General features: G+C 72.3%; 23 protein-coding genes. 16 read left to right on the top strand and 7 right to left on the bottom strand.

The window, feature by feature from the left end; all coding sequences use genetic code 11:
• The first annotated feature begins 27 nt into the window (after window positions 1–27).
• Window positions 28–1479 (top strand): argininosuccinate synthase, encoded by a 1452-nt coding sequence (argG, locus tag V6U82_RS19080; protein ID WP_334463028.1) that lies wholly within the window; start codon window positions 28–30, stop codon window positions 1477–1479.
• Window positions 1480–1625: 146 nt separating this feature from the next.
• Window positions 1626–3422: a PucR family transcriptional regulator gene (locus V6U82_RS19075; RefSeq protein WP_442933450.1), complete on the top strand. Its 1797-nt coding sequence runs from the start codon at window positions 1626–1628 to the stop codon at window positions 3420–3422.
• 126 nt (window positions 3423–3548) lie between these two features.
• On the opposite strand, the gene V6U82_RS19070 is transcribed toward V6U82_RS19075, so the two are convergent.
• The gene (locus V6U82_RS19070; protein WP_334463026.1) at window positions 3549–4898 is read right to left on the bottom strand and encodes a hypothetical protein; all 1350 of its coding nucleotides are present in this window, start codon (window positions 4896–4898) and stop codon (window positions 3549–3551) included.
• A gap of 82 nt (window positions 4899–4980) precedes the next feature.
• Here V6U82_RS19070 and murD point away from each other — a divergent pair, with 82 nt between their 5' ends.
• A complete protein-coding gene (gene murD / locus V6U82_RS19065) occupies window positions 4981–6327 on the top strand; it encodes a UDP-N-acetylmuramoyl-L-alanine--D-glutamate ligase (RefSeq protein WP_334463025.1) in 1347 nt (448 codons plus the stop codon).
• 53 nt (window positions 6328–6380) lie between these two features.
• Here the strand turns inward: murD and V6U82_RS19060 are convergent, their stop codons facing one another.
• The 3 genes from V6U82_RS19060 to V6U82_RS19050 form a co-directional block, all read right to left on the bottom strand.
• The gene (locus V6U82_RS19060) at window positions 6381–6926 is read right to left on the bottom strand and encodes a DUF6114 domain-containing protein (protein ID WP_128137258.1); all 546 of its coding nucleotides are present in this window, start codon (window positions 6924–6926) and stop codon (window positions 6381–6383) included.
• A gap of 1 nt (window position 6927) precedes the next feature.
• Window positions 6928–7557 carry a DUF6230 family protein gene (locus tag V6U82_RS19055; protein WP_334463024.1) on the bottom strand — a complete coding sequence of 210 codons (630 nt, stop codon included), beginning with the start codon at window positions 7555–7557 and terminating at the stop codon, window positions 6928–6930.
• 183 nt (window positions 7558–7740) lie between these two features.
• Window positions 7741–8496 (bottom strand): TetR/AcrR family transcriptional regulator, encoded by a 756-nt coding sequence (locus V6U82_RS19050; protein WP_334463022.1) that lies wholly within the window; start codon window positions 8494–8496, stop codon window positions 7741–7743.
• 348 nt (window positions 8497–8844) lie between these two features.
• On the opposite strand from V6U82_RS19050, the gene V6U82_RS19045 reads away from it, so the two are divergent.
• Window positions 8845–9531, top strand: coding sequence for a Tat pathway signal sequence domain protein (locus V6U82_RS19045; protein ID WP_334463020.1), 687 nt, complete (start codon window positions 8845–8847; stop codon window positions 9529–9531).
• Between the two features lie 57 nt (window positions 9532–9588).
• On the opposite strand, the gene V6U82_RS19040 is transcribed toward V6U82_RS19045, so the two are convergent.
• Window positions 9589–10551 carry a hypothetical protein gene (locus V6U82_RS19040; protein WP_334463074.1) on the bottom strand — a complete coding sequence of 321 codons (963 nt, stop codon included), beginning with the start codon at window positions 10549–10551 and terminating at the stop codon, window positions 9589–9591.
• A gap of 117 nt (window positions 10552–10668) precedes the next feature.
• Between V6U82_RS19040 and V6U82_RS19035 the strand changes: the two genes are divergently transcribed.
• Window positions 10669–11964 (top strand): aspartate aminotransferase family protein, encoded by a 1296-nt coding sequence (locus V6U82_RS19035; protein ID WP_334463018.1) that lies wholly within the window; start codon window positions 10669–10671, stop codon window positions 11962–11964.
• A gap of 3 nt (window positions 11965–11967) precedes the next feature.
• Here V6U82_RS19035 and V6U82_RS19030 read toward each other — a convergent pair whose 3' ends face one another.
• Window positions 11968–13413 (bottom strand): acyltransferase family protein, encoded by a 1446-nt coding sequence (locus V6U82_RS19030; RefSeq protein WP_334463016.1) that lies wholly within the window; start codon window positions 13411–13413, stop codon window positions 11968–11970.
• 163 nt (window positions 13414–13576) lie between these two features.
• Between V6U82_RS19030 and ngcE (V6U82_RS19025) the strand changes: the two genes are divergently transcribed.
• The 4 genes from ngcE (V6U82_RS19025) to V6U82_RS19010 all read left to right on the top strand — a co-directional run bounded on the left by ngcE (V6U82_RS19025) (window position 13577) and on the right by V6U82_RS19010 (window position 17442).
• The gene (ngcE, locus tag V6U82_RS19025; protein ID WP_334463013.1) at window positions 13577–14992 is read left to right on the top strand and encodes an N-acetylglucosamine/diacetylchitobiose ABC transporter substrate-binding protein; all 1416 of its coding nucleotides are present in this window, start codon (window positions 13577–13579) and stop codon (window positions 14990–14992) included.
• On the top strand, window positions 14992–15900 hold the full coding sequence (locus V6U82_RS19020) for a carbohydrate ABC transporter permease (RefSeq protein WP_128138588.1): 909 nt from the start codon (window positions 14992–14994) through the stop codon (window positions 15898–15900). The genes ngcE (V6U82_RS19025) and V6U82_RS19020 overlap by 1 nt, the downstream gene beginning before the upstream one ends.
• The gene (locus V6U82_RS19015; RefSeq protein ID WP_128138589.1) at window positions 15897–16802 is read left to right on the top strand and encodes a carbohydrate ABC transporter permease; all 906 of its coding nucleotides are present in this window, start codon (window positions 15897–15899) and stop codon (window positions 16800–16802) included. The genes V6U82_RS19020 and V6U82_RS19015 overlap by 4 nt, the downstream gene beginning before the upstream one ends.
• Before the next feature lie 85 nt (window positions 16803–16887).
• Complete coding sequence (locus V6U82_RS19010) at window positions 16888–17442, top strand: hypothetical protein (RefSeq protein WP_334463011.1); 555 nt, start codon at window positions 16888–16890, stop codon at window positions 17440–17442.
• A 189-nt stretch (window positions 17443–17631) separates the two neighbouring features.
• Here the strand turns inward: V6U82_RS19010 and V6U82_RS19005 are convergent, their stop codons facing one another.
• The gene (locus tag V6U82_RS19005) at window positions 17632–18621 is read right to left on the bottom strand and encodes an N-acetylglucosamine kinase (RefSeq protein WP_334463009.1); all 990 of its coding nucleotides are present in this window, start codon (window positions 18619–18621) and stop codon (window positions 17632–17634) included.
• A 157-nt stretch (window positions 18622–18778) separates the two neighbouring features.
• Between V6U82_RS19005 and V6U82_RS19000 the strand changes: the two genes are divergently transcribed.
• The 7 genes from V6U82_RS19000 to V6U82_RS18970 all read left to right on the top strand — a co-directional run bounded on the left by V6U82_RS19000 (window position 18779) and on the right by V6U82_RS18970 (window position 26321).
• Window positions 18779–19726, top strand: a complete 948-nt coding sequence (locus V6U82_RS19000; RefSeq protein ID WP_120569014.1) for a MurR/RpiR family transcriptional regulator — start codon at window positions 18779–18781, stop codon at window positions 19724–19726.
• Entirely contained in the window at window positions 19723–20472 is a 750-nt protein-coding gene (locus V6U82_RS18995) for an SIS domain-containing protein (RefSeq protein ID WP_120569015.1), read from the top strand. Before V6U82_RS19000 ends, V6U82_RS18995 begins: the two co-directional genes overlap by 4 nt.
• Window positions 20473–20496: 24 nt before the next feature.
• Window positions 20497–21912, top strand: coding sequence for an N-acetylglucosamine/diacetylchitobiose ABC transporter substrate-binding protein (gene ngcE, locus V6U82_RS18990; RefSeq protein WP_334463004.1), 1416 nt, complete (start codon window positions 20497–20499; stop codon window positions 21910–21912).
• A 22-nt stretch (window positions 21913–21934) separates the two neighbouring features.
• Window positions 21935–22876 carry a carbohydrate ABC transporter permease gene (locus V6U82_RS18985; RefSeq protein WP_043329767.1) on the top strand — a complete coding sequence of 314 codons (942 nt, stop codon included), beginning with the start codon at window positions 21935–21937 and terminating at the stop codon, window positions 22874–22876.
• 13 nt (window positions 22877–22889) lie between these two features.
• Window positions 22890–23846 (top strand): carbohydrate ABC transporter permease, encoded by a 957-nt coding sequence (locus V6U82_RS18980; RefSeq protein ID WP_128138358.1) that lies wholly within the window; start codon window positions 22890–22892, stop codon window positions 23844–23846.
• A 37-nt stretch (window positions 23847–23883) separates the two neighbouring features.
• Window positions 23884–25587: a bifunctional 3'-5' exonuclease/DNA polymerase gene (locus tag V6U82_RS18975; protein ID WP_334463071.1), complete on the top strand. Its 1704-nt coding sequence runs from the start codon at window positions 23884–23886 to the stop codon at window positions 25585–25587.
• A gap of 140 nt (window positions 25588–25727) precedes the next feature.
• The gene (locus V6U82_RS18970) at window positions 25728–26321 is read left to right on the top strand and encodes a nucleotidyltransferase family protein (protein ID WP_120569019.1); all 594 of its coding nucleotides are present in this window, start codon (window positions 25728–25730) and stop codon (window positions 26319–26321) included.
• Window positions 26322–26676 lie beyond the last annotated feature (355 nt).

Genomic DNA, 26676 nt, shown 5'->3' with positions numbered 1-26676 from the left:
CATGCGACGGCGTGCATAATCTTCCTTGTGTCCAAGGTTCTCACCTCCCTGCCCATCGGCGAACGTGTCGGCATCGCCTTCTCCGGCGGCCTCGACACCTCGGTAGCCGTCGCGTGGATGCGCGACAAGGGCGCCGTCCCCTGCGCCTACACCGCCGACATCGGCCAGTACGACGAGCCCGACATCGCCTCGGTGCCCGGCCGCGCGCTCAGCTACGGCGCCGAGGTCGCCCGGCTCGTCGACTGCCGCGCCGCGCTGGTCGAGGAAGGGCTGGCGGCGCTGACCTGCGGCGCCTTCCACATCCGCTCCGGCGGGCGGGCCTACTTCAACACCACGCCGCTGGGCCGGGCCGTGACCGGCACGCTGCTGGTCCGGGCGATGATCGCCGACGACGTGCAGATCTGGGGCGACGGCTCGACGTTCAAGGGCAACGACATCGAGCGGTTCTACCGGTACGGCCTGCTGGCCAACCCGCAGCTGCGGATCTACAAGCCGTGGCTGGACACCGACTTCGTCACCGAGCTGGGCGGGCGCACCGAGATGTCGCAGTGGCTGCTGGAGCGCGGCCTGCCCTACCGGGACAGCACCGAGAAGGCGTACTCCACCGACGCCAACATCTGGGGCGCCACCCACGAGGCCAAGACGCTCGAACACCTGGACACCGGCATCGAGACGGTCGAGCCGATCATGGGCGTGAAGTTCTGGGACCCGTCCGTGGAGATCCCGGCCGAGGACGTCACCATCGGCTTCGACCAGGGCCGCCCGGTGACGATCAACGGCAAGGAGTTCGGCAGCGCCGTCGACCTGGTGCTGGAGGCCAACGCCATCGGCGGCCGGCACGGCCTGGGCATGTCCGACCAGATCGAGAACCGGATCATCGAGGCCAAGAGCCGGGGCATCTACGAGGCCCCCGGCATGGCGCTGCTGCACGCCGCCTACGAGCGGCTCGTCAACGCCATCCACAACGAGGACACGCTCGCGAACTACCACAACGAGGGCCGCCGCCTCGGCCGCCTCATGTACGAGGGCCGCTGGCTGGACCCGCAGGCGCTGATGCTGCGCGAGTCGCTGCAGTGCTGGGTCGGCACGGCGGTCACCGGCGAGGTCACGCTGCGGCTGCGCCGGGGCGAGGACTACTCGATCCTGGACACCACCGGCCCGGCGTTCAGCTACCACCCGGACAAGCTCTCGATGGAGCGCACCCAGGACTCGGCGTTCGGCCCGGCCGACCGGATCGGCCAGCTCACCATGCGCAACCTCGACATCGCCGACTCCCGGGCCAAGCTGGAGCAGTACGCCTCCGTCGGCATGGTCGGCGGCGGCACCCCGCAGCGGGTCGTCGGCGCCGCCCAGGCGGCCTCGACCGGGCTGATCGGCGCCATGCCGCAGGGCGGCGCGGAGGCCATCGCGTCCCGGGGCGTACCCACCGCCGAGGACGAGGCGCTCGACCGGGCCGCGATGGAGTTCGGCGTCGACTGACGCTGCCTCCCGCATGCAGTACGCGGACCGCCGGCCGGCGGGTCAGCGGTCCGCGGCTCGTTCCGTCGCCCCCGCCCGCCTCGCCGGTTCGCCGGTGGGCCGTCCGGCTCTCGGCAACGGTGGTGACGCAGGGTAGCGTGTCGCCCGTGTTCCCTACCGTGCGTGAGGTGCTGGACCTGGTGCCCGTGCGCCACGGCGCGCCGCGCCTGGTCGCCGGGAACGCCGGGCTGGACCGGTCGGTGCGCTGGGTGCACATCGCCGAGGTGCCGGACATCGCCACCCTGCTCGGCGGCGGGGAACTCGTCCTGACCACCGGAATCGGCCTTCCCGGCGACGACGCCGGGCTCCGCGAGTTCATCGGCGCCCTGGCCGACGTCGGCGTCTCCGGGCTGGTGGTCGAGCTGGGCCGCCGCTACGTCAGCGGAGTACCACGCGTGATGGCCGCCGCCGCCGAACGACGCGGCCTGCCCCTGATCGAGCTGCGCCGGGGCACCCCGTTCGTCCGGATCACCGAGGCGGTGCACGCGCTGATCGTGGACGCCCAGCTCACCGAACTGCGCGCCACCGAGGAGATCCACCAGCGGTTCACCGAACTGTCGGTGGAGGGCGCCGAACCGGCCGAGGTGCTGCGGCAGGCCGCCGAACTGGCCGGCTGCCCGATGGTGCTGGAGAACCTGTCCCGGCAGGTGCTCGCGTACGACCCGGCGGGGGAGAACGCCCAACTGCTGCTGGACGGCTGGGAGCGGCACTCGCGGCAGATCCGCCCGCCCGGGCGCACCGCGTACGACCCGGACAGCGGCTGGCTCGTCACCACTGTCGGCGCGCGGGGGCAGGACTGGGGACGGCTGCTGCTGCGCTGGCCGGCGACCGAGTCCACCCCGCCGACCCGGCTGACCATCCTGATCGAGCGGGCCGCCTCCACGCTGGCCCTGGGCCGGCTGATCCGGCGCGACGCCGAGGGCCTGGAACGGCAGATCCACCGTACGCTGCTGACCGCCCTGATCGACCACACCCGCCCGGTGGACGAGGTGGCGCTGCGCGCCAAGGCGCTCGGCGTGGTGCTGGACCGCCGGCACCTGGTCGGCGTCGTGGTCCGCCATCGTGCCGACGAGCCCGCCGGCGACGCGGGCACCCCCGACGACGAGCCCGCCCCCGCCCGGCGCGGCGGGCGCCGCGACACCGACACCGAGGGTCCGGAAGCCGGCCCGGCCCGGCTGCGCGACCTCGCCGAGGCGGTCAGCCAGGCCGTCCGGGACGCCAAGCTCACCGCGCTGACCAGCCCGCTCGACGACCAGGCCGTGGGCGCGCTGCTGGCGCTCCCCGACCCGGCCGCCGAGGAGAAGGCACTGTCCGCGTTCGCCGCGGCGTTGCGCCGGGTACGCCTCGACGCCGCCCCCGCCGCCCGCCCGGCCCGCCCGGCCGACGCTCCGGACCGTCCCGCCGGACGGGCCGTGGCGTCGGGGAGTGCGCGGTCGGCCGACGCGCCACCCCGGGCCGCGATCGTGGTGGCGGCCGGGTCCGGTGTGAGCAGCCTGCGCGAGGCGCGCCGGTCACTGATCGAGGCGCGGCAGGTCGCCGAGGCGGCCCGGCGGGATCCCCGGGATCTGCCCTGCTACCGCCTGCCGCACGTCGGGCTGGCCGGGTTGCTGCACCTGTTACGCGACGAGCCCCGGTTGCAGACGTTCGTCGAGCGGGAACTCGGGCCGCTGCTCGCCTACGACGCCCAGCATCCACGGGAGCAGTTGCTCGGCACCCTGCGGGCGTACCTGGAGCAGGGGCGGAACAAGTCGGCCGGTGCGGCCGCGGCGCACCTGTCCCGGCCGGCGTTCTACGAGCGGCTGGCCCGTATCGGCCGCATCCTCGACGCCGACCTCGACTCGGTCGACAGGTGCCTGTCCCTGCACGTGGCCCTGCTGGCCCTGGACGCCATCCGCACCCCCTGACCCCGCCCGTCACGCCGGTCCCGCCCCGTCGATCATGAGGTTGAGCCGGTGTTTCGCCGAATCCGTCCCGCCAACTTCATGATCGACGGGGTGGGGCGGGTGGGGCGGGTGGGGCGGGGGAGGGGGTCAGGTCAGAGCGGTCAGGGTCTTGGCGTAGAGGGCGGGGACGAAGTTGTCGCCGCCGGGGGTGAACACGTCGGAGGTCGCCGCCGCCTGCCAGGCGGTGTCGGGCAGTGCCGCCACCAGCGCGCGTACCACCGGGGCGTCGCGCCACTGCTCCTGCTGGGCGAGCAGGCTCAGCGCGACCACCGACTCCTCCACCTCGCCCACGCACTCGAACGGCTTGTGCCCGTCGATGCCCAGCAGCTCCCGGTAGCCGGGGATCTGGGACTCGTCGGCCAGCAGGTCACCGCCGAAGATGCCGGTCAGCCGCTCCCGGGGCATGAACGGCGCCATGGCCAGGAACACGAACCGGCACTTCGGGCAGTCGCGGCACCAGCGCTCGCTCGCGTCCCGCAGCTTGAACGCCGCGTTGCAGCTGGTCACCACCGCGTCGTACCGGTCGATCTCGGCGAACAACCGGGCGATGTGCAGCTCGGACAGGGAACGCAGCAGCGAGAAGTACGGCTCGGTGAGCCCGGCGTGCTCGGCCAGCGCCGCGCGCAGCAGCCCTTCCGCCTCGACGCCCTTGGACCACTGGTGGTTGATCTCGTGACCGTTCCAGATCAGGTTCGGGTCGGACGCGGAACGCTCGTTCGACATCACCACCGGGCCGAGCCCGTGCAGGACGGCGGTCGCCACCGCGATCAGCGAGTTGATCGCGGTGACCGGGATGTGCCCGTTGCGGGCGCCGGCGGCGTTCAGCTCGAACAGCACCGGGTCCAGCCGCCGCCGGGCGGCCAGCGGCACCAGGTCCGACGCCTCGTTCACCGACACGATCACGTGGTTCGGGTTGACCGAGAACGGCACCGGGTCGAGACCGGCGCGGCGAAGCGCCTCCAGCGTGACGATGGAGTCCTTGCCGCCGCCCACCGCCGACAGCGGACGGCGGTCGGAGTTGTCCACCGGCACGGCCGGGTCCACGGCGCCGGACGGCACCTCGGGACGCAGTTCCAGCACGTGCGGCAGCTCGTTGCGATACGCGTACTCGGCGAGGCCCTTGGTGTAGACGGCGGTGACCAGCTCGACGGCGGCGGCGCCCAGCGGTGCGGGCAGCACCAGCCGCGGCGGCGCGGCAGCCTTGTAGTAGCTGACGCCGGCGACCACGTGCAGCAGCTCCAGCACCCGGGCCAGGGTGGCCGCGGTGGCGTCGGAGACCGGCTCGGCCGGCAGCGGAAGCGTGATCACCTCGGTGAACCGCTGCTCGCCGCCGGGACCGGTCAGGGCGTAGTCGAACAGGACCTTGCCGGTGGCGAAGTCGATCGAGTAGGACGGGAAGGTGAAGGCGTCCATCCGCCGCAGCTGCTCGTTGGGCACACGCCATACTAGGCCCTGGTTCGTCCGTCCGTGTCCGGCTGGGCCGGACCCTGCCCGCCGTGCGTCGACCCGAGGAGAGCCCGTGCGCCTGTCTGATCTGCGCGGACGTCATGTCGCCGTCTGGGGCGCCGGCCGCGAGGGCCGGGCCGCGGTGACCGCGATCGCCGCGCACGGGCCGGCCGGCCTGGTCGTCGTCGACGACAGCGCCAACTTCCTCACGCTGCCCTGGGACGGTCCGCTCGCCGCCGCGGCGCCGCTCGTCACCGGCGAGGAGGGCTTCGAGCGCCTGGCCGCCGCCGACGTGGTGGTCCGCTCGCCGGGCGTGCCGAACACCCACCCGTGGATGGTGGAGCTGCGCCGCCGGTCCGTGCCCGTCACGCAGGGCAGCGCGTTGTGGATGGCCGACCACGCGGACCGCACCGTCGGGGTGACCGGCAGCAAGGGCAAGAGCACCACGTCCAGCCTGATCAGTCACCTGCTCACCGCGATGGACCGGCCGAACGTGTTCGGCGGCAACATCGGGGTGCCGCTGCTGGACCTGCCCGAGGCGGAGCTGTACGTGCTGGAGCTGTCCAGCTACCAGTGCTCCGATCTGACCGACTCGCCGCGGGTGGCGGTGGTGACCGCGCTGTTCCCCGAGCACCTGGACGCGCACGGCGGCGAGCGGGAGTACTACCGGGACAAGCTGAACCTGATCGCGCACGGCCCGCACGCCGTGGTGGTCAACGGTGCCGACCCGCGCCTCGCGGCGGAGCTGGGCGACCGGGCGGCGGTACGGGCCGGCTCGCCGGACACCACGCACGTCGCCACCGGGCCGGACGGCACGCAGTGGTTCCACCTGCGGGACACGCCGCTGTTCCCGCGCGCCGTGCTGCCGCTGGTCGGGCGGCACAACGAGGGCAACCTCTGCGTCGCGCTGGCCGTGCTGGACGCGCTCGGCATCGACGTGGTGGCGCGCAAGGACAGCCTCGCGGTGGCGGTCGCCGAGTTCCAGGGCCTGGCGCACCGCCTCACCGAGATCGCCGATCCGTCCGGGCTGACGTTCGTCGACGACACGCTCGCCACCAGCCCGTACGCGGCCATGCACGCGATCGACGCGTACGAGGGACGGCCGCTGACGGTGATCGTCGGCGGTGCCGACCGGGGGCTGGACTACAGCCCGCTACGCGCGCACCTGGCCGGCCGGGAGATCACCGTGATCGGCGTGCCGGACAGCGGCCCCCGCATCGTGGAGGCGCTGTCCGGGCTGCCGTCGGTGCGTACCGAGCTGGCCGACGACCTGGTCGCCGCCGTCGGGCTGTCCCGCAAGCTGACTCCGGCCGGCGGGGTGGTGCTGCTGTCCCCGGCAGCGCCGAGCTACGGCCGGTTCCGCAACTTCGAGCACCGCTCCGAGGTGTTCGCGCAGGCGGTCGCCGACACCGCCCGCTGAGCGACACCGCCCGCTGAGCGACACCGGCTGCCTGAGCGGCACCGCCCGCCCGGTCAGCCGCGTTCCGCCCGGGCGTCCCGGTGCGGCGCCGGCTCGGCCGACAGGATCGCGTCGAGGGACTCCGTGGGCGCCGATCGGTCGACCGGCTCGCGTTGCGCGGGCGCGACCTCCGTGGGCTCCGTCTCGGCCGGCCCTGCCTCCGGGGCGCTGCGGGCCGCCCGCGCCTTGACCGGCGTCCAGGCGAACGCGAGCGCGCCGCCGACGAGCGCCAGCAGCATGCCGATCAGGAACCCGCCCAGGTTCGAAGTGAGCCAGGAGACCAGCCCGAGCACGAGGGAGAGCACCGCGTAGAAGACGCGTTGCTGCGGCGTGGTGATCAGCAGCACGCCGCAGATGACCAGGACGAGGGGAACCAGGTACGCGGCCAGCCCCTGCGGCCCGACGTGCAGCAGCACCCCGAGCGGCGCGCGCAGCGTCACGAGCATCTCCGCGCCGCCGAGCGCGATGAGCAGCCCGGCGGTGAACGGCCGCGCCCGGCGCCAGCGCCGCCAGCGTGTACGGACGCCGGCGGCGGGCGCCGAGTGCTGTCCTGCGGTCACGTCAGCACCCTTCGGAGCTGAAGCCCATGCGCAGGTTGGGCAGCGTGAAGACGGCGGCGGTGGTGGCGTAGTTGTTCTGCCGCAGGTTGGTGATGGTCACGGTGTCGGCCTGCTGGGCGAACACGCCCGGGTTGCCCTTGACCCCGGGGACCTTGTCGACGGTGCTGGCGTCCTGCCCGACGTCGATGTTCTTGAAGGAGGCGTTACCGGCGATCTCGTCGCCGTCGACCACGAGCGTGCGGGCGGTCACCGGCTTGCCCGAATTGCCGGCGGTGATCCGCAGGTTGGTCCCGCCCAGGTTGATGCTCTGGCAGAGATTGGTCAGCTCGGCCTTGTCGATGGCCGAGACGATCACGAGCACCTGCCCGCCGGTGTCGCCCTGGTTGGGGCTGTCCGGGATCATCTGGTCGAGCGTGGCGAACTGCTCGAACCCGGTGCCCTCCAGCTTGTCGGCGGTGACCGTGAACGGCATGCCCGAGATGGCGAACTGCGCGCCGAGCACACCCTGCGCGGTCAGCACCACCATGCCGGCCGCGCCGGCCGCCACGGCGCCGAACGTGACGGCGAACTGGCGCCAGCGCACGCCGCTTCTCGGTTGATCGGTTTCGATCTGCTCGATCTGCTCCGGCATGCCGGCCCCTTTCGAGATCAATTCACCTGCGACGATGTGAATTGGCTTCGCAGGATGTGCGCGCCGAGGGGCGCAGGCCGAAGTTACCGCTGAGTAAAGGGGCGGTCAACTGCCTGTAGCAGTTGGTTGGGCGGCATTTGCCAAAAGCGGCCAAAGTGAAAAACCGCTGCGGTTTTCCATCGCTCAGGGCTGGCCGGGCGCGCAGGGCGCGGTGGTGGCCTGGCCGTCGTCCGCCCGGGCCGCCCGGGCGACGCGGCCCGCCTCCCGTGGCCCGAGGAACGGCGCGGTGGCCGCGTACGTGAGCACCGGCAGCAGCAGTGGCAGCTCCTCGGCCCGCCCCTGCGCCACCCGCTCACGGATGGTGGCGTGGATGCCGCCGACCACGGTGGACAGCAGTGCGTCCCGGTCCACGCCGGCCGGATCCGGCCCGGCTCCGGCGAAGAACCGGCGGAAGCTGCGCAGCAGCGCGTCGCGCTCCCGGCGGGCGTCCGGGCCGGCCGCGTCCACCTCGACCAGCGCCATCCGGGCGAAGGCGGGCACGCTCGCCAGCACGTCGAGCAGCGTGCGCAGCGCCGCCCGGGCGGCCTCCGGCCAAGCCGGTCCGGCATCGCGGTAGGCGTCCTCCATCAGGTGCGACACCACGGCGATGCCGTGCCGGTACGCGGCCAGGAACGCGTCCTGCTTGCCGCTGAACAGCGCGTAGAACGCGGGCCGGGTGACCCCGGCGGCGTGGCAGATGTCGCTGACCCGGGCGTTGTCGTACCCCCGGGTGGCGACCTCCCGGACCAGCCCGTCGAAGAGGCGGTCGCGCTGGGTCGCCGCCACCTCCTCGGCCGGCACGCGGCGCGGCCCGCGCTTGATGGCGCGGTCCGGGTCGCGGCCGTGGCGGGCGCCCGGCAGGGGTACGGGTGCCGGCGACGGCGGGCTCGGGACTGTCACTCATCGACCCTTCTTGATGCGTTGACTTTACGACCCTCCGGGGTTTATAACTTTCGACACGCTCAGTTCACGCCCCGTCACCGCTGGTGATCTCTCTTCATCGGTCACCCGAACGCGTCGAAGGAGGGCCGGATGGCTGCCATTATCGCCGCGCGGACCCGTCCCCCCAAGGCCGGAGAGACCGAGGTGACGCGGCGACGCCGCACTGCGCCACGCCGCCCGGCCCGCTGAGGCCGAATCGGCGCACCACCACCGGCGGCAGCCCTTCCCGGCCGCCGTCTCCACCGGCTCCGTCCACCCCGGACGCCGCCGGCACCGTTTCCTGTCCCACCGCCGGAAGGAACAACCATGCCCAGGTACGGACGTATCGGCGCGGGCCTCGCCGCCCTGGCGCTGCTGACCGGTCTGGTCGGCGCCGCCCCCGCCACCGCCGCACCCACCACCTCGCTCGCCAGCGCCGTGCTGACCTACCCGACCGTCGCCGGCACCGCCGTGTCGGTGGGCGACGTCATCCAGGCCAGCCTGCGCAGCGGCACCAACGCCACGTTCTACTCCTCGACCAGTGGCACCACCGGCATCAAGTGCGCCGCGTCCAGCTTCAGCGCCAAGGTGCTGACCAACCCGACCGCTCCCGGCACCGCGACCGAGAGCCTGACCGCTCAGTCGTTCTCCAGCTGCACGACGAACGTCTTCGGCACCACCGGCGTGCAGAGCGTGACGGTCAACAACCTGCCCTACACCACCTCGGTGACCAGTGCCGGCGTGGTCAAGATCTCCGGGACGACGGCGGCGCCGATCCAGAGCACCGTCGTGCTCAACTCGCTGCTCGGCGCGATCACCTGCGTCTACCGCACGAGCACGAACTCGCTGACCGGTACGGCGTCCAACGCCACCAACTCGATCAGCTTCACCAACCAGCCGCTCACCAAGTTCTCCGGCCCGTCGCTCTGCTTCGGCACCGCGTACTTCACCGCGACGTACTCGCCGGTGAGGGACACCAGCAAGACCGGCAGCCCGGCGGTCTACGTCAACTGACGTCCGGCTCTCGGGCCGGTGCGCGGCGATTCGCCGGGCACCGGCCCGCGCGCCGGTTCAGCCGGCCGTCAAAGTCGCGTGCAGCGCGCGCATCGACCGCAGTGCCGACCGGATCTCCTGCAGGTAGCGGCCCGGCGTCAGGGTCGGCTCCGGTACGGTGACCGCGGCGCGCGCGGCCGGGTCCACCCCGACCGTCTCGATGCCGCACCCGTACGGCACGGCGAGCGTCCGCAACGCGTCGCAGTGCTGGAACGGCACGTAGATCGGGGCGGTCACCATCAGCACCGGGTCGCCCGCGCGCAGCCGCACGTGCTCGGCCCAGAACCGCTGCGTGTCGGCGGTGTGCGCGCGACGGCGGTCCGGTTCGCTCGACGGCGCGGCGAGCACCCGTACCGGGGGCAGCCCGGCCGGCCGGTAGGTGCGCGAGGACCAGGCCCGGTGCGGATGACCGGCCGGCTCGCCACGCTCGTCGTCCGGCTCGTCCACCCCGAACGCCAGCCGCACACCGGCGTCGAGGACGTCCACCTCGGTGGCGCAGCCGGACAGTCCGGCCGCGTCGAGCACCCGGGACTCGGCCGCGGAGAGCGGCCGGAAGCTGCCCAGCACGGCCACCTCGCCGGTCACCTCGGCCGTTGTCCGGGCCAGCACCGCCGCGTACGCGGTGCGCCGCAGGCAGGCATGCGCCAGCCCGCCGAGCACCAGCAGGTGCGCGTACCTGGATCGGGCCGGCGCGACGGCGCGGACCAGGCCCAGCGCGGCGGCGGCGCTCAGCACCAGCCCGGCGGTGGCCGGGTCGAACGCCGGCTCCCGGGCGTCCGGGCGTTCCCGTCCCTGCCGGAAGTCCCAGCGGCGGGCGGAGAACGCGTCCAGCCCGGCCAGCACCGCCGCCAGGTCGCCGTCGGGCCAGTCGCCGCCGAAGTGCGCCACGAGACGCCGCACCGGCGCCGACTCCACCCAGGACCGGACCCCGGCGAGGAGCCGCTCCCGCGTCGTCCCCGCCGCGCCGCCCGGCAGCGTCACCTGATCCGTCCGCACCCGGCGGATGCTACCGCCGGGCCGACTCGCACAGTGCCGGTTGTCCCGGCCCCGGTCGTGGTGGGAACGTGCGGGGATCCACCTCCGCTGAAGGGTGCGCCGATGACCTCCGACGACCTGCTGGCCCGGCACCGGGCCGTGCTCCCGTCCTGGATGCCGCTCTACTACGCCGAACCGCTGGAACTGGTGACCGGTTCCGGCCGCCGGGTCACCGACGCGGCCGGCCGGACGTATCTGGACTTCTTCGGCGGGGTGCTGACCACGATGGTCGGTCACGACATCCCGGAGATCCGCGAGGCGGTCGAGCGGCAGCTGCGCACCGGCCTCGTGCACACCTCGACGCTCTATCTGATCCGCCGGCAGGTCGAGCTGGCCGAGAAGATCGCCCGGCTCTCCGGCATCCCGGACGCCCGCGTCTTCTTCACCAACTCCGGCACCGAGGCGAACGAGGCCGCGCTGCTGGTCGCCACGAATCACCGGCGCTCGCACCAGATCCTCGCGGTCCGCAACAGTTACCACGGCCGGTCGTACGCGACGATGGGCGTCACCGGCAACCGCGGCTGGTCGGCCAGCGCGCTGAACCCGCTGCAGGTGGCCTGGCTGCACTCCGGTGAGCGGCTGCGCGGGCTGCTGGCCCGGCTCGACGACGCCGACCGGGTCGACGCGGCGGTCGAGGACCTGCGCGAGGTGCTCGCCACACAGACCGCGGGCGACGTGGCCTGCCTGATCGCCGAGCCGGTCCAGGGCGTGGGCGGCTTCGTGCACGGCCCGGACGGGCTCTTCGCCGCCTGGAAGAAGGTGCTCGACGAGCACGGCATCCTGCTGATCAGCGACGAGGTGCAGACGGGGTGGGGCCGTACCGGCGAGCACTTCTGGGGCTACCAGGCACACGGCGTGACGCCGGACCTGCTCACCTTCGCCAAGGGCATCGGCAACGGCTTCGCGCTCGCCGGGGTGGTCGGCCGGGCCGAGGTGCTGGAGTCGGTGCCGGCGATCAGCTTCTCCACGTTCGGCGGCAACCCGGTCTCCACCGCCGCCGGCAACGCGGTGCTCGACTACCTGCTCGACCACGACCTCCAGGGCAACGCCGCCCGGGTCGGCGCGATCCTGGGCGACGGCCTGCGCGCGGCCACCGCCGGACTAAGCCAGGTCGCCGAGGTGCGCGGCAAGGGCCTGATGCTCGCCGTCGAGTTCGTCCACCCGGGAACCGTCGAGCCGGACGCGGCGCTGACCACCCGCGTGTTCGAGGCGTGCCGGGCCGGTGGCCTGCTGGTGGGCAAGGGCGGCCTGTACGGCAACGTGATCCGGATGGGCCCGCCGCTGACGCTCACCGAGGACGAGGCCCGGGAGGGCCTGGCGATCATGACCGAGGCCATCCGCAGCTCGATCGGGGCGTGAGCGTCAACCCGGCCGGTGCGGTCCGGCCCGCCCGGACCTGAGCAGCCGCAACAGACCCGCCCCGGCCAGGTACGCCACCAGCGCCGGGGCGGGCAGGCCCAGCGGCTCCGGCGCGGTCTTGGGCGCGAGGCTGTTCAGCAGCAAACCGGCCAGCACGCCCGCGTACCCGGCCACGGCCAGACCGGCGCGCAGCCGTCGGCCACCCGCCCCGGCCGGCCCGGTCGCGGCCGGGCGGCGGGTGCGGGCCTCGACCGGCCCGAAGACGGCGACCAGCACGGCCAGCACCGCGGCCAGCGCGAGCAGCCACGGTACGCGCCACGCCCACCAGGCCGCCGAGGCGACCGGGGGAGTGGGCAGCACACCGAGCGCGTCCAGCAGGCCGACGAGCAGCACCGCGGCGGTCAGGTGCCAGAGGAAGAGGGTGAGCACCACCGCGTTCACCGCGAGCACCGCCTGCCACGGGCCGGACCGGCGCAGCCGGCGCCCGGCCGGGCGCCGCAGCAGCAGGATCAGGCCGAGCTGGGCGGCGGCCGCGGCCATCAGCGCCAAGCTCGGCGGCGCCGCGTTGTCCAGCCGCTCGCCGGGCACGTGGAGCATCGCCACCGGGTACGGCCCGACCGCCGTGAGCAGCACCAGCGCGACCAGCCCACCGCCGAGCAGGACCGCGCCGGCCCGCCCGGACAGCGGCAGGTTGCGGCGGAACAGACTCCGGGTTGCGGCGCCGGCCGTGTCGGCCCCGGCCGCGGTGCCGGCGGTCGCTCCGGCGCCGGTCGCGTCGCCGGTGCGGCGGGCGTCCGCCCGCGCGGCGTCGTACCAGGCGAAACCGAGCTGGTGTACGGCCAGCCAGCCGAACAGGTAGTTGCCGTCGGCGAGTGCGGCCGGGCCGAGGAGCCGGCCGAGGTCGCCGAGCGCCACCAGGACGACGAGCGCCACCGGCACGGCGAGCCCGAACCGGCGGTGCAGCGCGTACATCGGCGGGGTCAGCGCCACCACCGCGACGTAGGCGACCAGGAACCACAGCGGGATGGTGGCGAACCAGACCACCGTGCGCACCTGCGCCGGGTCGGCGTCGCGCAGCGTGGCGATCCCCGCGCCCGCGGCCAGGACCAGCAGCAACACCGTGGTGGGCCGGACCAGCCGGGCGCTGCGGTCCACCAGCCACCCGGCCGCCGACCCGCCCCGGCCCCGGCGGGCGGCCAGCGAGGCGGCGTTGGCGTAGCCGCCGACCAGGAAGAACACCGGCATCACCTGGGCCACCCAGGTCAGCGGCCAGGCCCAGCGCAGGTCCGCCAGCGCGGAGTGGCCGGCGGGGCGGCCGTCGTCGTACCCGATCGCGGTGACGCCCCAGTGGCCGAGCACGACCATGGTGATGGCCAGCGCCCGGAGCAGGTCGACGTAGCGCTCCCGCCCCGGCGGCGTGCGTTGCGCGAGCTGCCGCAGGCGGCGCATGAGGTCAGGCTAGGCCAGCCGGCTCCGACCGGTACGGATAACGGATCGGTCGAGAGGTCTTGTGGTCCCCGTCGCACTGTCGTAGAAATTCTTCATTGGAAATGCGTCTTGTGAAGACAAGCGACAGGGTGCTCACCACGCGTACCCGGACCGAGGAGATGCGATGAACAGGCGTGAGATCCTACGGCGCAGCGCCGCCGCCGGTCTGCTGGCCACCCCCGCCGCCGGGCTGCTCGCCGGCTGCGCCACCTCAGGTGGCGGCGACGAGGGCGACAAGGGCGCGTACAAGGGCACCAAGAGCGAGCAGAACCCGCTCGGCGTGGCCGAGGACGCCCCGCTGGAGGTGGTGATCTTCAACGGCGGCTTCGGGGAGGACTACGCCAAGGCCCACGAGGCCATGTACAAGGAGCGCTACCCGAAGGCGGAGATCAAGCACTCGGCCACCGCGGAGATCAGCAAGACGCTCCAGCCCCGCTTCGTCGACGGCAGCCCGCCGGACGTGGTGAACAACTCCGGCGCCGGCCAGATCGACTTCAACGGCCTGGTCTCCCAGAACGCGCTCGCCGACCTGGGCGAGCTGCTCGCCGCGCCGAGCCTCGACACGCCCGGCAAGACGGTCAAGGACACGCTGCTGCCCGGCACCGTCGAGGTCGGCTCCTACGACGGCCGGTTCCTGGTGCTCAACTACACCTACACGGTGTACGGCATCTGGCACTCCACCAAGCTGTTCGCCGACCGCGGCTGGGAGGACGCCAAGACCTGGGACGACCACATCGCGCTCTGCCGCCGGATCAAGGCCGCGGGCATCGCCCCCTGGACGTACGCCGGCGTGCACCCCCGCTACATGAGCTGGCCGCTGATCTCCACCGCGATCAAGCTCGGCGGCCCGTCCGTGGCGCTGGCGATCGACAACCTGGAGCCCAACGCCTGGAAGTCGGACGCCATGAAGACCGCGGCCGACGCCTGGCACCAGATCGTCAAGGACAAGTTCATCCTCGACGGCTCCCCGGGCCTGGACCACAAGCAGTCGCAGACCGCGTGGTGCCAGGGCAAGGCCGCGTTCATCTCCTGCGGTTCCTGGCTGGAGAGCGAGCAGAAGGACGTCACGCCGCCCGGCTTCAACATGACCGTCGCGCCGACGCCGAGCCTGGGCAGCGGCGACAAGCTGCCGTACGAGGCGATCCGTGGCACCGCCGGCGAGCCGTTCATGGTGCCGGCGAAGGCGCGCAACGTCGCCGGTGGCCTGGAGTACTTCCGGACCATGCTGTCGCGCAAGGGCGCCCAGGACTTCACCCGGAAGGTCGCCAGCCTGCCCGTGGTCGCCGGCGCCACCGAGGGCATCGACCTGCCGTACGGGCTCAGCACCGTGGTCAAGGCCCTCGACGCGTCCGGGTCCAACGGCTTCAACTGGGTCTACAACAACTACTACCGCAAGCTGGAGCGCAACCTGGTCGACGCGGCCTGCGGCGAGTTCTTCAGCGGCCGGATCTCCCCGGCCGAGTTCCTCGACCAGTGCCAGAAGGGTGCCGACTCGATCGCCGGAGACAGCTCGGTCAAGAAGTACAAGCGGTCGGCGTGATGCGACAGGGCCGCCTCCCCCTGATCCTCACGTTCCTGCTGCCCCCACTGGCGCTGTACGGCATCTTCGTGCTCTCGCCGTACCTCCAGGCATTTCAGATCTCCACCACCGACTGGATGGGCTACTCCGCGCAGGCCGACCCGGTCGGCATGGCGAACTTCCGCACGCTGCTGCGCGACGGGTACGTGTGGAACGCGTTGAAGAACAACGCGATCCTGCTCGCCGTGGTGCCGGTGGTGACGATCGGGCTGGGCCTGTTCTTCGCCAGCATGCTCACCATGGGCGGACGCAAGGGCCGGGCCGGGGTGACCGGGGTGCGGGGCACCTCGGTCTACCGGCTCGTCTACTTCTTCCCGCAGGTGCTCTCGGTGGTGATCATCGCGCTGCTCTGGAAGGAGATCTACAGCCCGACCAGTGGCCTGCTCAACGGCGCCCTGCGCGCCGTCGGGCTGGCCACCCCGGCCTGGCTCGGCGACCCGCGCTTCGCGTTCTGGTGCGTGCTGGCGGTGATGGTGTGGAGCAACGTCGGCTTCTACGTGGTGCTCTTCGGCGCCGCCATGCAGGCCATCCCGCGTGACATCTACGAGGCGGTGCTGCTCGACGGCGCGTCCCGCACCACGATGCTGCGGAAGATCACCATTCCGCTGCTCTGGGACACCATCCAGGTCGCGTGGATCTACCTCGCCATCGCGGCGCTGGACGGCTTCATCCTGGTCCAGCTCATGACGAACGGCGGGCCGAACTTCTCCTCCGACGTGATCGGGCTGCGGATGTACGACACCTCGTTCGGCAGCGAGAACAAGTTCGGGTACGCCTCGGCGATCGGCGTGGCGATGTTCTTCCTGACCCTCTCGGTGGCGGTGCTGGCGCTGCGCACCGCCCGGCGTGATCGGATCGAGTACTCGTGACCACCGTGGACACCGGCGCCCCGGCCGCCGAGGCGACCCGCGCGGCCACCCCTGCCGACCGGCCACCGCGCCGCGAGCTGGGCGTGGCGAACGTCTTCTCGCACGGCTTCCTGCTGCTCTGGGCGGCCATGACCGTCCTGCCGCTGGCCTGGATGGTGCTCAGCTCGCTCAAGAGCAACGGCGAGATCATCGCCGAGCCGTGGGGGCTGCCCGAGGCGCTGCGGTTCGACAACTGGTCGCGCGCCTGGACCAGCGCCCACATCGGCCGGTTCTTCTTCAACAGCCTGGTCGTGGTGACCGGCTCGCTGAGCCTGACCATGCTGCTCGGCGCCACCGCCGCGTACGTCTTCGCGCGCTACGAGTTCCGCGGTCGGCAGGTGGTCTACTACCTGTTCGTCGGCGGCATGATGTTCCCGGTCTTCCTGGCGCTGGTGCCGCTGTTCTTCGTGGTCCGCAGCGTCGGCCTGCTCGGCACCTGGCCGGGCCTGATCCTGGTCTACACCGCGTACTCGCTGCCGTTCACCGTGTTCTTCCTGACCGCGTTCTTCCGGACGCTGCCCACGTCGGTGGCGGAGGCCGCGCTGATCGACGGCTGCGGTCACTTCCGGCTGTTCTTCCGGGTGATGCTGCCGATGGCGAGACCGGGACTGATCAGTGTCGGGATCTTCAACTTCCTGAGCCATTGGAACCAGTTCCTGCTGCCGCAGGTGCTCCTGCCCGGAGACGGGCAGGACCGGATGCTCGCCCAGGGGCTGAGTTCGCTCGCGGTGAGCCAGGGCTACGCCGGCGACTACGCCCAGTTGTTCGCCGGCCTGACCATCGCGGTGCTGCCGGTGCTCGTGGTGTACGTGGCGTTCCAGCGTCAGGTCCAGTCCGGACTGACCGCCGGGCAGCTCAAGTGAGGTGGTTGCCACAGGCAACGGGGCAGTGGGGAAGATCGGGCTGACCTAGGGTGAGCCGGCACGCTCATCTATCGACAGGAATCTCATGTTCTTCCTCCTCTACACGCTGTTGCTGCTGCTCGGCGGCATCGCGATGATCGCCGTCGGTGTGGCCGTCAAGGAACAGGGCAAGGGCTCCCGGATCCTCAACGTGGTCATCGGCCTGGCCTTCTTCGGGTACGGCTTCTACCTGCTGTTCCTCTTCGACGGCGACAGCTACCGGATCTTCTTCTACGTCTTCGTGCTGCCGGTCCTGCTGATCGTGCGCGCCGTGAAGGCCCGCAAGGAGGCCCGCGAGCAGGCGGCCGCGCAGCAGTTCGCGGGCGGACCGCAGTTCGCGGGCGGCCAGCAGTACCCGGGCGGGCCGGCGTTCCCGCCCGCCCCGGGTCAGCCCGCACCGTACGGCGCCGCGCCGCAGGGGCACCCGGCCCAGCCCGCCCCGCAGGGCTGGCACCCGAATCAGCAGGCACCTCAGGGCCCCGCGCCGCAGGCCCACCCGGGCCAGCCCGCGCAGTACGGCCCCACGCCGCAGGCCCACCCGGGCCAGCCCGCTCCGCAGGGCTGGCACCAGGCTCAGCCGAACTCGCAAGACCGATACTGATCAGCCGGAGTGCCCGGCTCACGCCGAGAACTGCCCCGAGTCGCGAGTGGAACGTCATGGGTGTCAAACCGGTGCTTTGGCACCCATGGCGTTCCACCCAACGGCCGAGCGCCGCGGCGCAGCGCGGCACAGCGCGGCCGGGCGTCCAGCGCGGCAGGGCCGGCGCGGCGAGGTAGCCGGCGGGGCGGGTCAGGCGGGTGGGGGCACCAGGCGGGTGTGCAGTGCCCCCGGGTCGGTCACCTCGGGCAGGTCGCGGGCGGCGAGCCAGGCCGCGGCGGCCGCCCCGTCCCCGGCACCGTGCAGCGGTGCGCCCGGCCACCGTCCGGCCAGTTCGGCGCGTACCGCACCGGCCAGCGGGGTGTCACCGGTGAGCAGGCCGCCGCCGAGCACCACCGGATCGGTCGCGCCCGGCGGGCGGATGCGGGAGACGCTCTCCGCCAGCAGCGCCGCGGCCTCGGCGATCAGCGCGACTGCCGTCGGTTCCCCGTCGCGGGCCGACGACACCACGAGCGGCGCGAGCCGGGCCAGTTCCACCGGTGGCCGCCGGGTCACCGCCTGCACCACGGCGCCGGCGGTGGCACGCGGCTGATCGTCCACCTGGGTCGTGCCGGTCAGCTCGGCCAGCACCTGCCGGGCCAGGTCGCCGGGGGAGTCCGCGCGGTCCAGGTCGGTCAGCAGCCGGCGGACCGCCTCGCGGCCGAGCCAGAACCCGGATCCGGCGTCGCCGAGCAGCCAGCCGTGGCCGTCGGCGGTGCGGTCCAGCCGTAGGTCGCGCACCTGGGCGGCGATCGCGCCGGTGCCGGCGACGAGCACGGTGCCGTCCGGGGCGGGGGTGCCGGAGGCGTAGGCGACCAGGGCGTCGCCGTGCACCGCGTACGGGCACCGCAGCCCGGCCTCGGCCCACGCGTGGTCGAACGCGTCGCGGCCGTGCGGGTCGGCCAGGAGGCGGCCGGCGCCCGCGAGGCCGATGACGCCGGCGCGTACCCGAATCGGGTCGATGTCGGCGAGCGCCGCGCGCAGGGCGGCAAGCAGTTCGGCGGCGGCCCGCTCGGCGCCGTGGCTGGTGGGGTTGCCGCCGCCGGCCCGGCCGTCGCCCAGGCGTGTGCCGTCGAGGCTCAGCGCTGTCGCGCGGGTGGAGGTGCCCCCGACGTCGAGGCCGACCACGACGGTGTCCGACATGGTCCCCATGCTGGTCGGCCGTGTCGCCGGGCGCAAGATCGCGGCGGTGCGCCAGGTAACAGTTTGAAAACTTCGCCCACGCCCTTGACAGGGAGGGCCCTTCAGTAAGAACTTTTACCACTAACAGTTAACACTCTTTTCCGAAAGGCTTCCGCCGATGGCCGAGCACGAGGTGGAGACTTCCGCGGCGACCGCGGTGGTCGATGCCGGTCCGGCCGACCGGCTGGGCGCCGACGGGGTGCTGGCCAGGGTCCGGGCCGGTACGGGGGAGCTGACCGGTGCGCTGCGCCGGGTCGCCGAGCACGTGCTCAGCGACCCGGAGGCGGCCGCCCGGGCGACAATCGTCGAGCTGGCCGAGCGCAGCGGCACGTCACCGGCGACGATCACCCGGTTCTGCCGGGCGATGGGCTTCGAGGGGTACGCGGACCTGCGGCTCGGGATCGCCGCCGAGACCGGTCGGGCCCGTTCGGCGGGCTGGACCGTCGACATCGGACGCGAGATCCAGCCCGGCGACCCGCTGTCCCGGGTGCTCGACCAGATCATGGCCGCCGACACGCGGGCCATGCACGACACCGCCGCGCTGCTCGACCTGGCCGAGGTGGAACGCGCGGCGGTGGCCATCGCCGGAGCCAGCCGGGTGAACATCTTCGGCGCCAGCGGCAGCGCACTCGTCGGCGAGGAGATGCAGTTCAGCCTGCACCGCATCGGCGTCGCCGCGTGGGCCTGGAGCGACGTGCACGAGGGACTGGCCAGCGCCGCGCTGCTGGGCGCCGGGGACGTCGCGCTCGGCATCTCGCACACCGGGCAGACCCGGGAGACGATCGAGCTGCTCGCCGAGGCCGGCAGCCGCGGCGCCACCACCGTCGCGCTCACCGGCTTCCCCCGCTCGCCGCTGGCCGAGCTGGCCGACATCGTGCTGGTCACCGCCAGCCAGGCCACCACGTTCCGGCCGGACGCGCTCTCCGCCCGGCACCCCCAGCTCGTCGTGCTCGACCTGCTCTACATCGCGGTGGCGCAGCGCACCCACGACCGCGCCCACGCGGCCTTCCGGCGTACCGCCCAGGCCGTCGACGGGCACAAGGCCGCGAAGGGGGCCCTCTCATGATCAGTGCCCAGAGGTACGCCGACGCGGTCCGCCCGGTGCTCGACCGGCTCGTGGACAGCCAGGCCGTGGCGGTGGACCGGGCGGCCGACCTGATCGCCTCCGGGCTGCGTGCGGGCGGCGTCCTCCAGGCGTTCGGCGCCGGCCACTCGGAGGCCTTCGCCGCCGAGCTGGTCGCCCGGGCCGGCGGCCTGGTCCCCGCCAACCGGCTCTCCCTGCACGACCTCGTGCTGCACGGCGACGCGCCCCGCGACGTGCTCGCCGACCCGAAGCTGGAACGCGACCCGGCCGTGGCGCACCAGCTCTACGCGCTGGCGGCGCCGCAGCCGGGGGACGTGTTCGTGGTCGCCTCGCAGTCCGGCATCAACGGCTCGGTGGTCGAGCTGGCGACGCTCGTCAAGCGCGGCGGCCATCCGTTGATCGCTGTCACCTCGGTCGAGCACACCGCCCGGGTAGCTCCTCGGCACCCCTCCGGGCACCGGCTCGCCGACCTCGCCGACGTCGTGCTGGACAACGGCGCGCCGTACGGCGACGCACTGCTGCCGCTCGAGGGCGGCGGCGCGGTCTGTGCGGTCTCGTCGGTCACCGCGGCGCTGCTGGCGCAGCTGCTGACCGCCGAGGTCGTACGACGGTTCCACCAGGCCGGAGAGGTACCCCCTGTCTACCTCTCCGCCAACGTCCCCGGTGGGGACGAGCACAACCTCGCCCTCGAGTCGCGGTACGCCGGGCGCCTCCGGCGGACCGCCTGACCCGACACCACAAGGAGAGACAAGATGTCGGTTTCCCCCGAGAAGTTCGGCGACGTCAGCCGTCGGACCCTGCTGCAGCGTGCCGCGGCGGCCGGTCTGCTGGCCGTCCCGGCGGCCGGTCTGCTCAGCGCCTGCGCCGGCAGCGAGCCGAGCAAGTCCGACGACGGCGGCGGCGCGGCCAAGAGCAAGGACAACCCGTTCGGCGTCAAGGACGGCAGCGCGGTCAAGGTGGTCGTCTTCAACGGTGGCCTGGGCGACCAGTGGGCCAAGGAAGACAAGGTCGTCTTCAACGCCAAGCACCCGAACGTCACGGTCAACATGTCTTCGACCCAGAAGATCAAGACCGAAGAGCAGCCCAAGATGGCGACGCAGCCGAGCGACCTGGTGATGAACTCGGGCGCCGACATGATGGACCGCAGCACGCTGATCAACGAGGGCGCGATCGAGCCGCTGGACGACCTGCTCACCGCGCCGGCCTGGGACAGCGAGGGCACCGTCGCCGACAGCCTGCTGCCCGGCACGGTCGCCGACGGTACGCAGAACGGCAAGTTCTACGTCGTCAACGTGGCGTACACGGTCTGGGGCAACTGGTACAACGCGGCCCTGTTCAAGAAGGAGGGCTGGACGGCGCCGACCACCTGGGACGAGTTCTTCGCGCTCGCGCCGAAGATCAAGGCCAAGGGCATGGCGCCGTACGTGCACGACGCGGTGCACGGCTACTACCCGCGCTGGGCGCTGTTCGCCAGCATCTGGAAGGCGGTCGGCAAGCAGGCCGTCGTCGACATCGACAACCTGAAGGACGGCGCCTGGAAGGCCGACGGCATCGTCGCGGCGCTGGAGCCGTGGGAGAAGCTGGTCAAGGACAAGCTGCTGCTGCCGGGCAAGCTCGACCACACCCAGTCGCAGCAGGCGTTCCTGGACGGCAAGGCGGCCTTCATCCAGGTCGGCACCTGGCTGAAGAACGAGATGGCCGCGACCATCCCGCCGGGCTTCGAGATGACCATCTCCGACTACTGGAGCAAGAGCGGGGACAAGGCCGCCAAGGACGTCTTCGCCTCCTCCGGCGAGGGCTTCGTGGTGCCGAGCAAGGCGCCGAACAAGGAGGCCGCGAAGGAGTTCCTGCGGGCCATCCTCTCCAAGGCCGGCTCGGCGAAGTTCGCCGAGCTGACCAAGTCGCTGGCCTCCACCAAGGGCTCCGGCGACAACGTCCAGGACACCGCGCTGGCGTCGGCGAACTCGCTGATGAAGAACGGCAGCTCGGACCTGATCTCGGTGAAGTTCCCGGACTTCTACGCCGACCTGGACAAGGAGAGCCAGAACCTCTCCGAGGAGCTGATGGCCGGTCGCCTGACCGCGCAGCAGTTCGTCGACAAGATGCAGGCGGCCGCCGACAAGGTCGCCAAGGACTCGTCGATCAAGAAGCAGACCCGCACCGCCTGATCACCGCGAGGAAGTGAGTCCAATGCGGCACGGAGTCGCGCGTTTCGTCACGGGCTTCCTGGCCCTGCCCGTCGCGCTGTACCTGTTCTACGTGGTGTGGCCGTTCGCCCAGGCGGCGGGATACTCGCTGACCGACTGGGGCGGGTACTCCGATTCCCAGCGCTTCGTCGGGCTGGACAACTACGTCCGGCTGTTCTCCGACGAGCTGATCCGGAAGGCGTTCTGGCACAACGTGTTCTTCCTGGTCACCGTGCCGCTGTTCACGATCGCGCTGGCCCTGTTCCTCGCGTTCCTGCTCAACGTGGGCGGACGCGAGGACAGGGCCGGCATCCGCGGAGTGTTCGGCTCCGGGATCTACAAGGTCATCTTCTTCTTCCCGCAGGTGCTGTCGCTCGTGGTCATCGCCGTCATGTGGCAGCAGATCTACCGCACCGACGGGCAGGGCCTGATCAACGGCCTGCTCATCAAGATCGGGCTGGTCGACGCGGACAACCCGATCGCCTTCACCGCCGACCCGGAACCGTTCCTCGGCGTGCCGGCGGTGCTCTGGTGGCTGCTGTTCATCGCGGTGTGGAGCGGCGCCGGCTTCTACATGGTGCTGTTCTCCGCCGCGATGCAGTCGATCCCGAAGGACATCTACGAGGCCGCCATCCTCGACGGCGCGGGCCGGTTCCACACGTTCTTCAAGGTGACCCTGCCGCTGCTGCGGGACAGCATCTCGGTCGCCTGGGTCTATCTGGGCTTCATCGCGCTGGACATGTACGCGCTGGTCTTCGTCATGACGCCGAGCCAGGGCGGACCGAACCACGCCAGCGAGATCTTCGCCTCGGTGATCCAGTTCAACGCGTTCCAGAAGGGCCAGTTCGGCTACGCCTGCGCGATCGCCGTCGCGCTGGCCATCTTCACCATCCTGCTGGCCGCGCTCCAGTTGCGGATCACCCGCCGTGAGCGGATCGAGTTCTGAGGAGGTCTGGACGATGAGTACTGTGACGCACCCCTCCGGTCCGGCCCGGTCCGACACGGCGCCGCCGGCCCGCCCGCCCGCGGACCGGCCTACGAAGGACGTCGGCAACGGCTTCGGCGGCCGGATCTTCAACGGTTTCTCGCACCTGTTCCTCGCGGTCTGGGCGATCATGGTGGTCTACCCGCTGCTGTGGGTGGTGATGTCGGCGCTCAAGACCGACTCCGAGGTGATCCGCGAACCGCTGTCGCTGATCCCCGACGCGCTGCAGTGGGACAACTTCGCCCGCGCCTGGACCGCCGGGATCGACAGCTTCTTCCTGAACACGCTGCTCGTGCTGGTGTTCAGCGTGACGCTGACGATGCTGCTCGGCTCGATGGCCGCGTACGCGCTGGCGCGCTACGAGTTCCGCGGCAACCGGCTGATCTACTGGATGTTCCTGTCCGGGCTGACGCTGCCGATCTACCTGGCCGCGGTGCCGCTGTTCAAGGGCGTCTACAACACCGGGGTGAGCCTCCCGCTGCTCGGTCCGAACAAGCACCTCATGCTGATCCTGGTCTACGTGGCCTGGTCGCTGTCGTTCACGATCTTCTTCATGCACTCGTTCTTCCGGACGCTGCCCGACTCGATCGCCGAGGCGGCCCAGGTCGACGGGGCCTCGCACACCCGCACGTTCTTCAGCGTCATGCTGCCGATGGCCAAGCCCGGCCTGATCAGCATCGGCATCTTCAACGTGCTCGGCCAGTGGAACCAGTGGTACCTGCCGACGCTGCTCATGCAGTCGGTCTCCGGCGAGCCGAAGAACCAGGTGATCGCCCAGGGGCTGATCGAGCTGTCGGTCAACCAGGGCTACAAGTCCGACTGGTCCGGACTGTTCGCCGGCGTCACCATGGCGATGCTTCCGGTGCTGATCGTGTACATCGTCTTCCAGCGCCAGGTGCAGTCCGGCCTCACCGCCGGCGTCGGCAAGTAGCGCTCGCGGCCCCGGCTCGACGAGCCGGGGCCCCGGGCTGTCGGTGGCACCGGGCAGAATCGCGTCCGTGCTGGTGGCGGTGGTGGCGGACGAGCGGGGCGGCGGCGTGCTGCAACCGCTGCACGCCGACGGCACCCCGGCCGGCCCGGCCGAGGAGGTGGCCGACCTGGCCGCCGCCGTGGCCGCCCGGGAGGTCGCCGGGCACCCCCGCTGGCTCTGGGCCGCCTGGGCGGCCGTCTACCCGGCGCTGCTGCGCGCCGGGGTGCGGCTCGACCGCTGCCACGACGTGGAGCTGACCGAGGCGCTGCTGCTCGGGCACGCGGGCCGGTGGGGCGAGCCCCGCGCGCTACCGGCCGCCTGGGCCCGGGTCACCGGCGCGCCGGTCCCGCCGGACCCGGCGCCCCGCCCGCCCGAGCCGCCGGGCCACGCCCAGGCCGCGCTGTTCGAGCCGCCGTCCGGCCCGCCCGGTCCGGGCATCACGGCGTTGACCCGGGTGTACGCCGACCAGCTCGCCCGGATCGCCGCGACCACGCACCCCGGCCGGTTCCGGCTGCTGGTGGCCGCCGAGTCGGCGGGCGCGCTGGTGGCGGCCGAGATGGGCGCGGCCGGGCTGCCGTGGCGCGCCGACGTGCACGACGCGATCCTGGCCGGCCTGCTCGGCGAGGCGTCCCCGGTCGGCGGGCCGCCGCGCCGGCTGGCCGAGCTGCAGGCGCGGATCGCCGACGCGTTCGGCGTACGCCAGGTGCACGCCGACTCGCCCGCGGAGCTGTTGCGGGCGTTCGCCCGCGCGGGCGTGGACCTGCCGAACACGCGCGCCTGGGTGCTGCGCGGGGTGGAGCATCCGGCGGCGCCGCTGGTCCTCGAATACAAGGAGCTGTACCGGATCTGGACGGCGCACGGCTGGGCCTGGCGCGACGCCTGGGTCTCGGGCGGCCGGTTCCACCCGGAGTACGTACCGGGTGGCGTGGTCTCCGGCCGGTGGGCGACCCGGGGCGGCGGGGCGTTGCAGATCCCGAAGGTGATCCGGCAGGCGGTGGTGGCGGACCCGGGCTGGACGTTCGTGGTGGCCGACGCGGGCCAGCTCGAACCGCGCGTGCTGGCGGCGGTCTCCGGCGACGAGCGGCTCGCCGCGGCGGGCGGCGCCGGTGACCTCTACGCCGCGCTGGCCCGGGACGCGTTCGCCGGTGACCGGGCGAAGGCCAAGGTGGCCCTGCTCGGGGCGATGTACGGGCAGACCGGCGGGGCGGCGGTGCCGGCCCTGGCGGTGCTGCGGAAGAACTATCCGACCGCGTTCGGCTACGTCGAGGCGGCGGCGCGCACCGGTGAGGCGGGCGGGCTGGTCCGGTCCTGGTTGGGGCGTACCTGCCCGCCCGGGTCGGCGGGGTTCGCCGAGGGGGAGGAGCCGATGCCGGAGGGCGGGGCCGATCCGCACGGCCCGTCGGCCCGGGCGGCCCGCTCGCGGGGGCGCTTCACCCGCAACTTCGTCATCCAGGCCACCGCCGCCGAGTGGGCCTCCACGCTGCTGGCCACGTTGCGCACCGAGCTGGCCGGCACGGAGGCGGAGCTGGTCTTCTTCCAGCACGACGAGGTGATGGTGCACTGTCCGGCCGGGCAGGCGGCGGCCGTCGCCGAGGCGGTCACCGCCGCCGGCGCGCGGGCCACCCGGCTGCTGTTCGGCGACACCCCGGTCCGGTTCCCGCTCGACCTGTCCACTGTCGACTGCTACGCGGACGCGGCATAGTCACGCAATTTTCCGTTTTGCCCCGCTACTTGCCCCCGGCCGTGCTCGTTGGGTCCGGTGTGCGTACGACGGGACGGACCGGGCGGCTGTGCCCGGTCCGTCCCCTGATCGAGGGGGCACCGCTGAACCGGATCGCTGCAATGATCATCGCCGCCGGTGGCGGCCGCCGCATCGGCGGACCCGAAGCGCTGCTGCACCAGGGCGAGAAGCCCCTGGTCAGCCAGATGATCGACACGATGGCCGAGGCGGGCTGCGCACAGGTCGTGGTCGTCCTGGGCGCGGCGGCCGAGCAGGTGCGGCAGACCACCGACCTGAGCGGCGCCACTGTCGTGGTCAACCGCGCCTGGGGCACCGGCGTGGGCTCCTCGATCCGGGCCGGGCTCGCCGCGCTCACCGACGACGACATCGAAGCGGTGGTCGTGGTGCCGGTGGACATGCCCGGGCTCACCGCGGCCGCGGTCCGCCGGGTCACCGCGCTGCCGTATCCGGACGTGCTGGTCTGCGCCACCTACGACGGGCTGCGCGGCTACCCAATGCTGTTCGGCCGCCGGCACTGGTCCGGCATCGCCACGCTCGCCAGCGCCGACGTGGGGGCGCGGCCGTACCTGCTGGCGCACAAGGACCAGATCGTCGACATCGCCTGCGACTCGGTGGCCGACGGCAGCCGGATCGACAGTCCGGAACTGATGGCGCTCTACGGCCTGTCCATCCCCGAACAGCGCGTCGGCGCCTGACTCTCATGGGGATGCCGTCGGTGCATCATAGCTGGGGTGGACACTCGGCGCCTTATCGCGTTTCCCCGTTATCCGGATTGTAGGCCAACGAGGATGCGTACCCATGATCCTTCATATTTTGAAGCACGTTGAGTAGCCCGTCGTTGGTGATGGCCCGATCGATCTTGCTCGACGGAGCCGCGCTGCGGTCGGATCCCGGTCACACCACCGCAGAAGTTGACCACTTCCGCCCCCTCGGTGCCTGGGAGGCGCCGATGACAGGAAGCGCTGAGTGGCTTCCAAGCCGACCTCGGGGGGGGTGTCCCTATGGGTTTCGTCAAGCGGGGACGGGGCTGGTGGGGCGTGGTTGGTAGGG

It is taken from the genome of Micromonospora sp. CPCC 205554, from assembly GCF_036902745.1.
Classification (GTDB): Bacteria; Actinomycetota; Actinomycetes; order Mycobacteriales; family Micromonosporaceae; genus Micromonospora; species Micromonospora tulbaghiae.
Note: the sequence above shows the minus strand (reverse complement) of the source record. Positions and strands in the feature narration are given on the sequence as shown.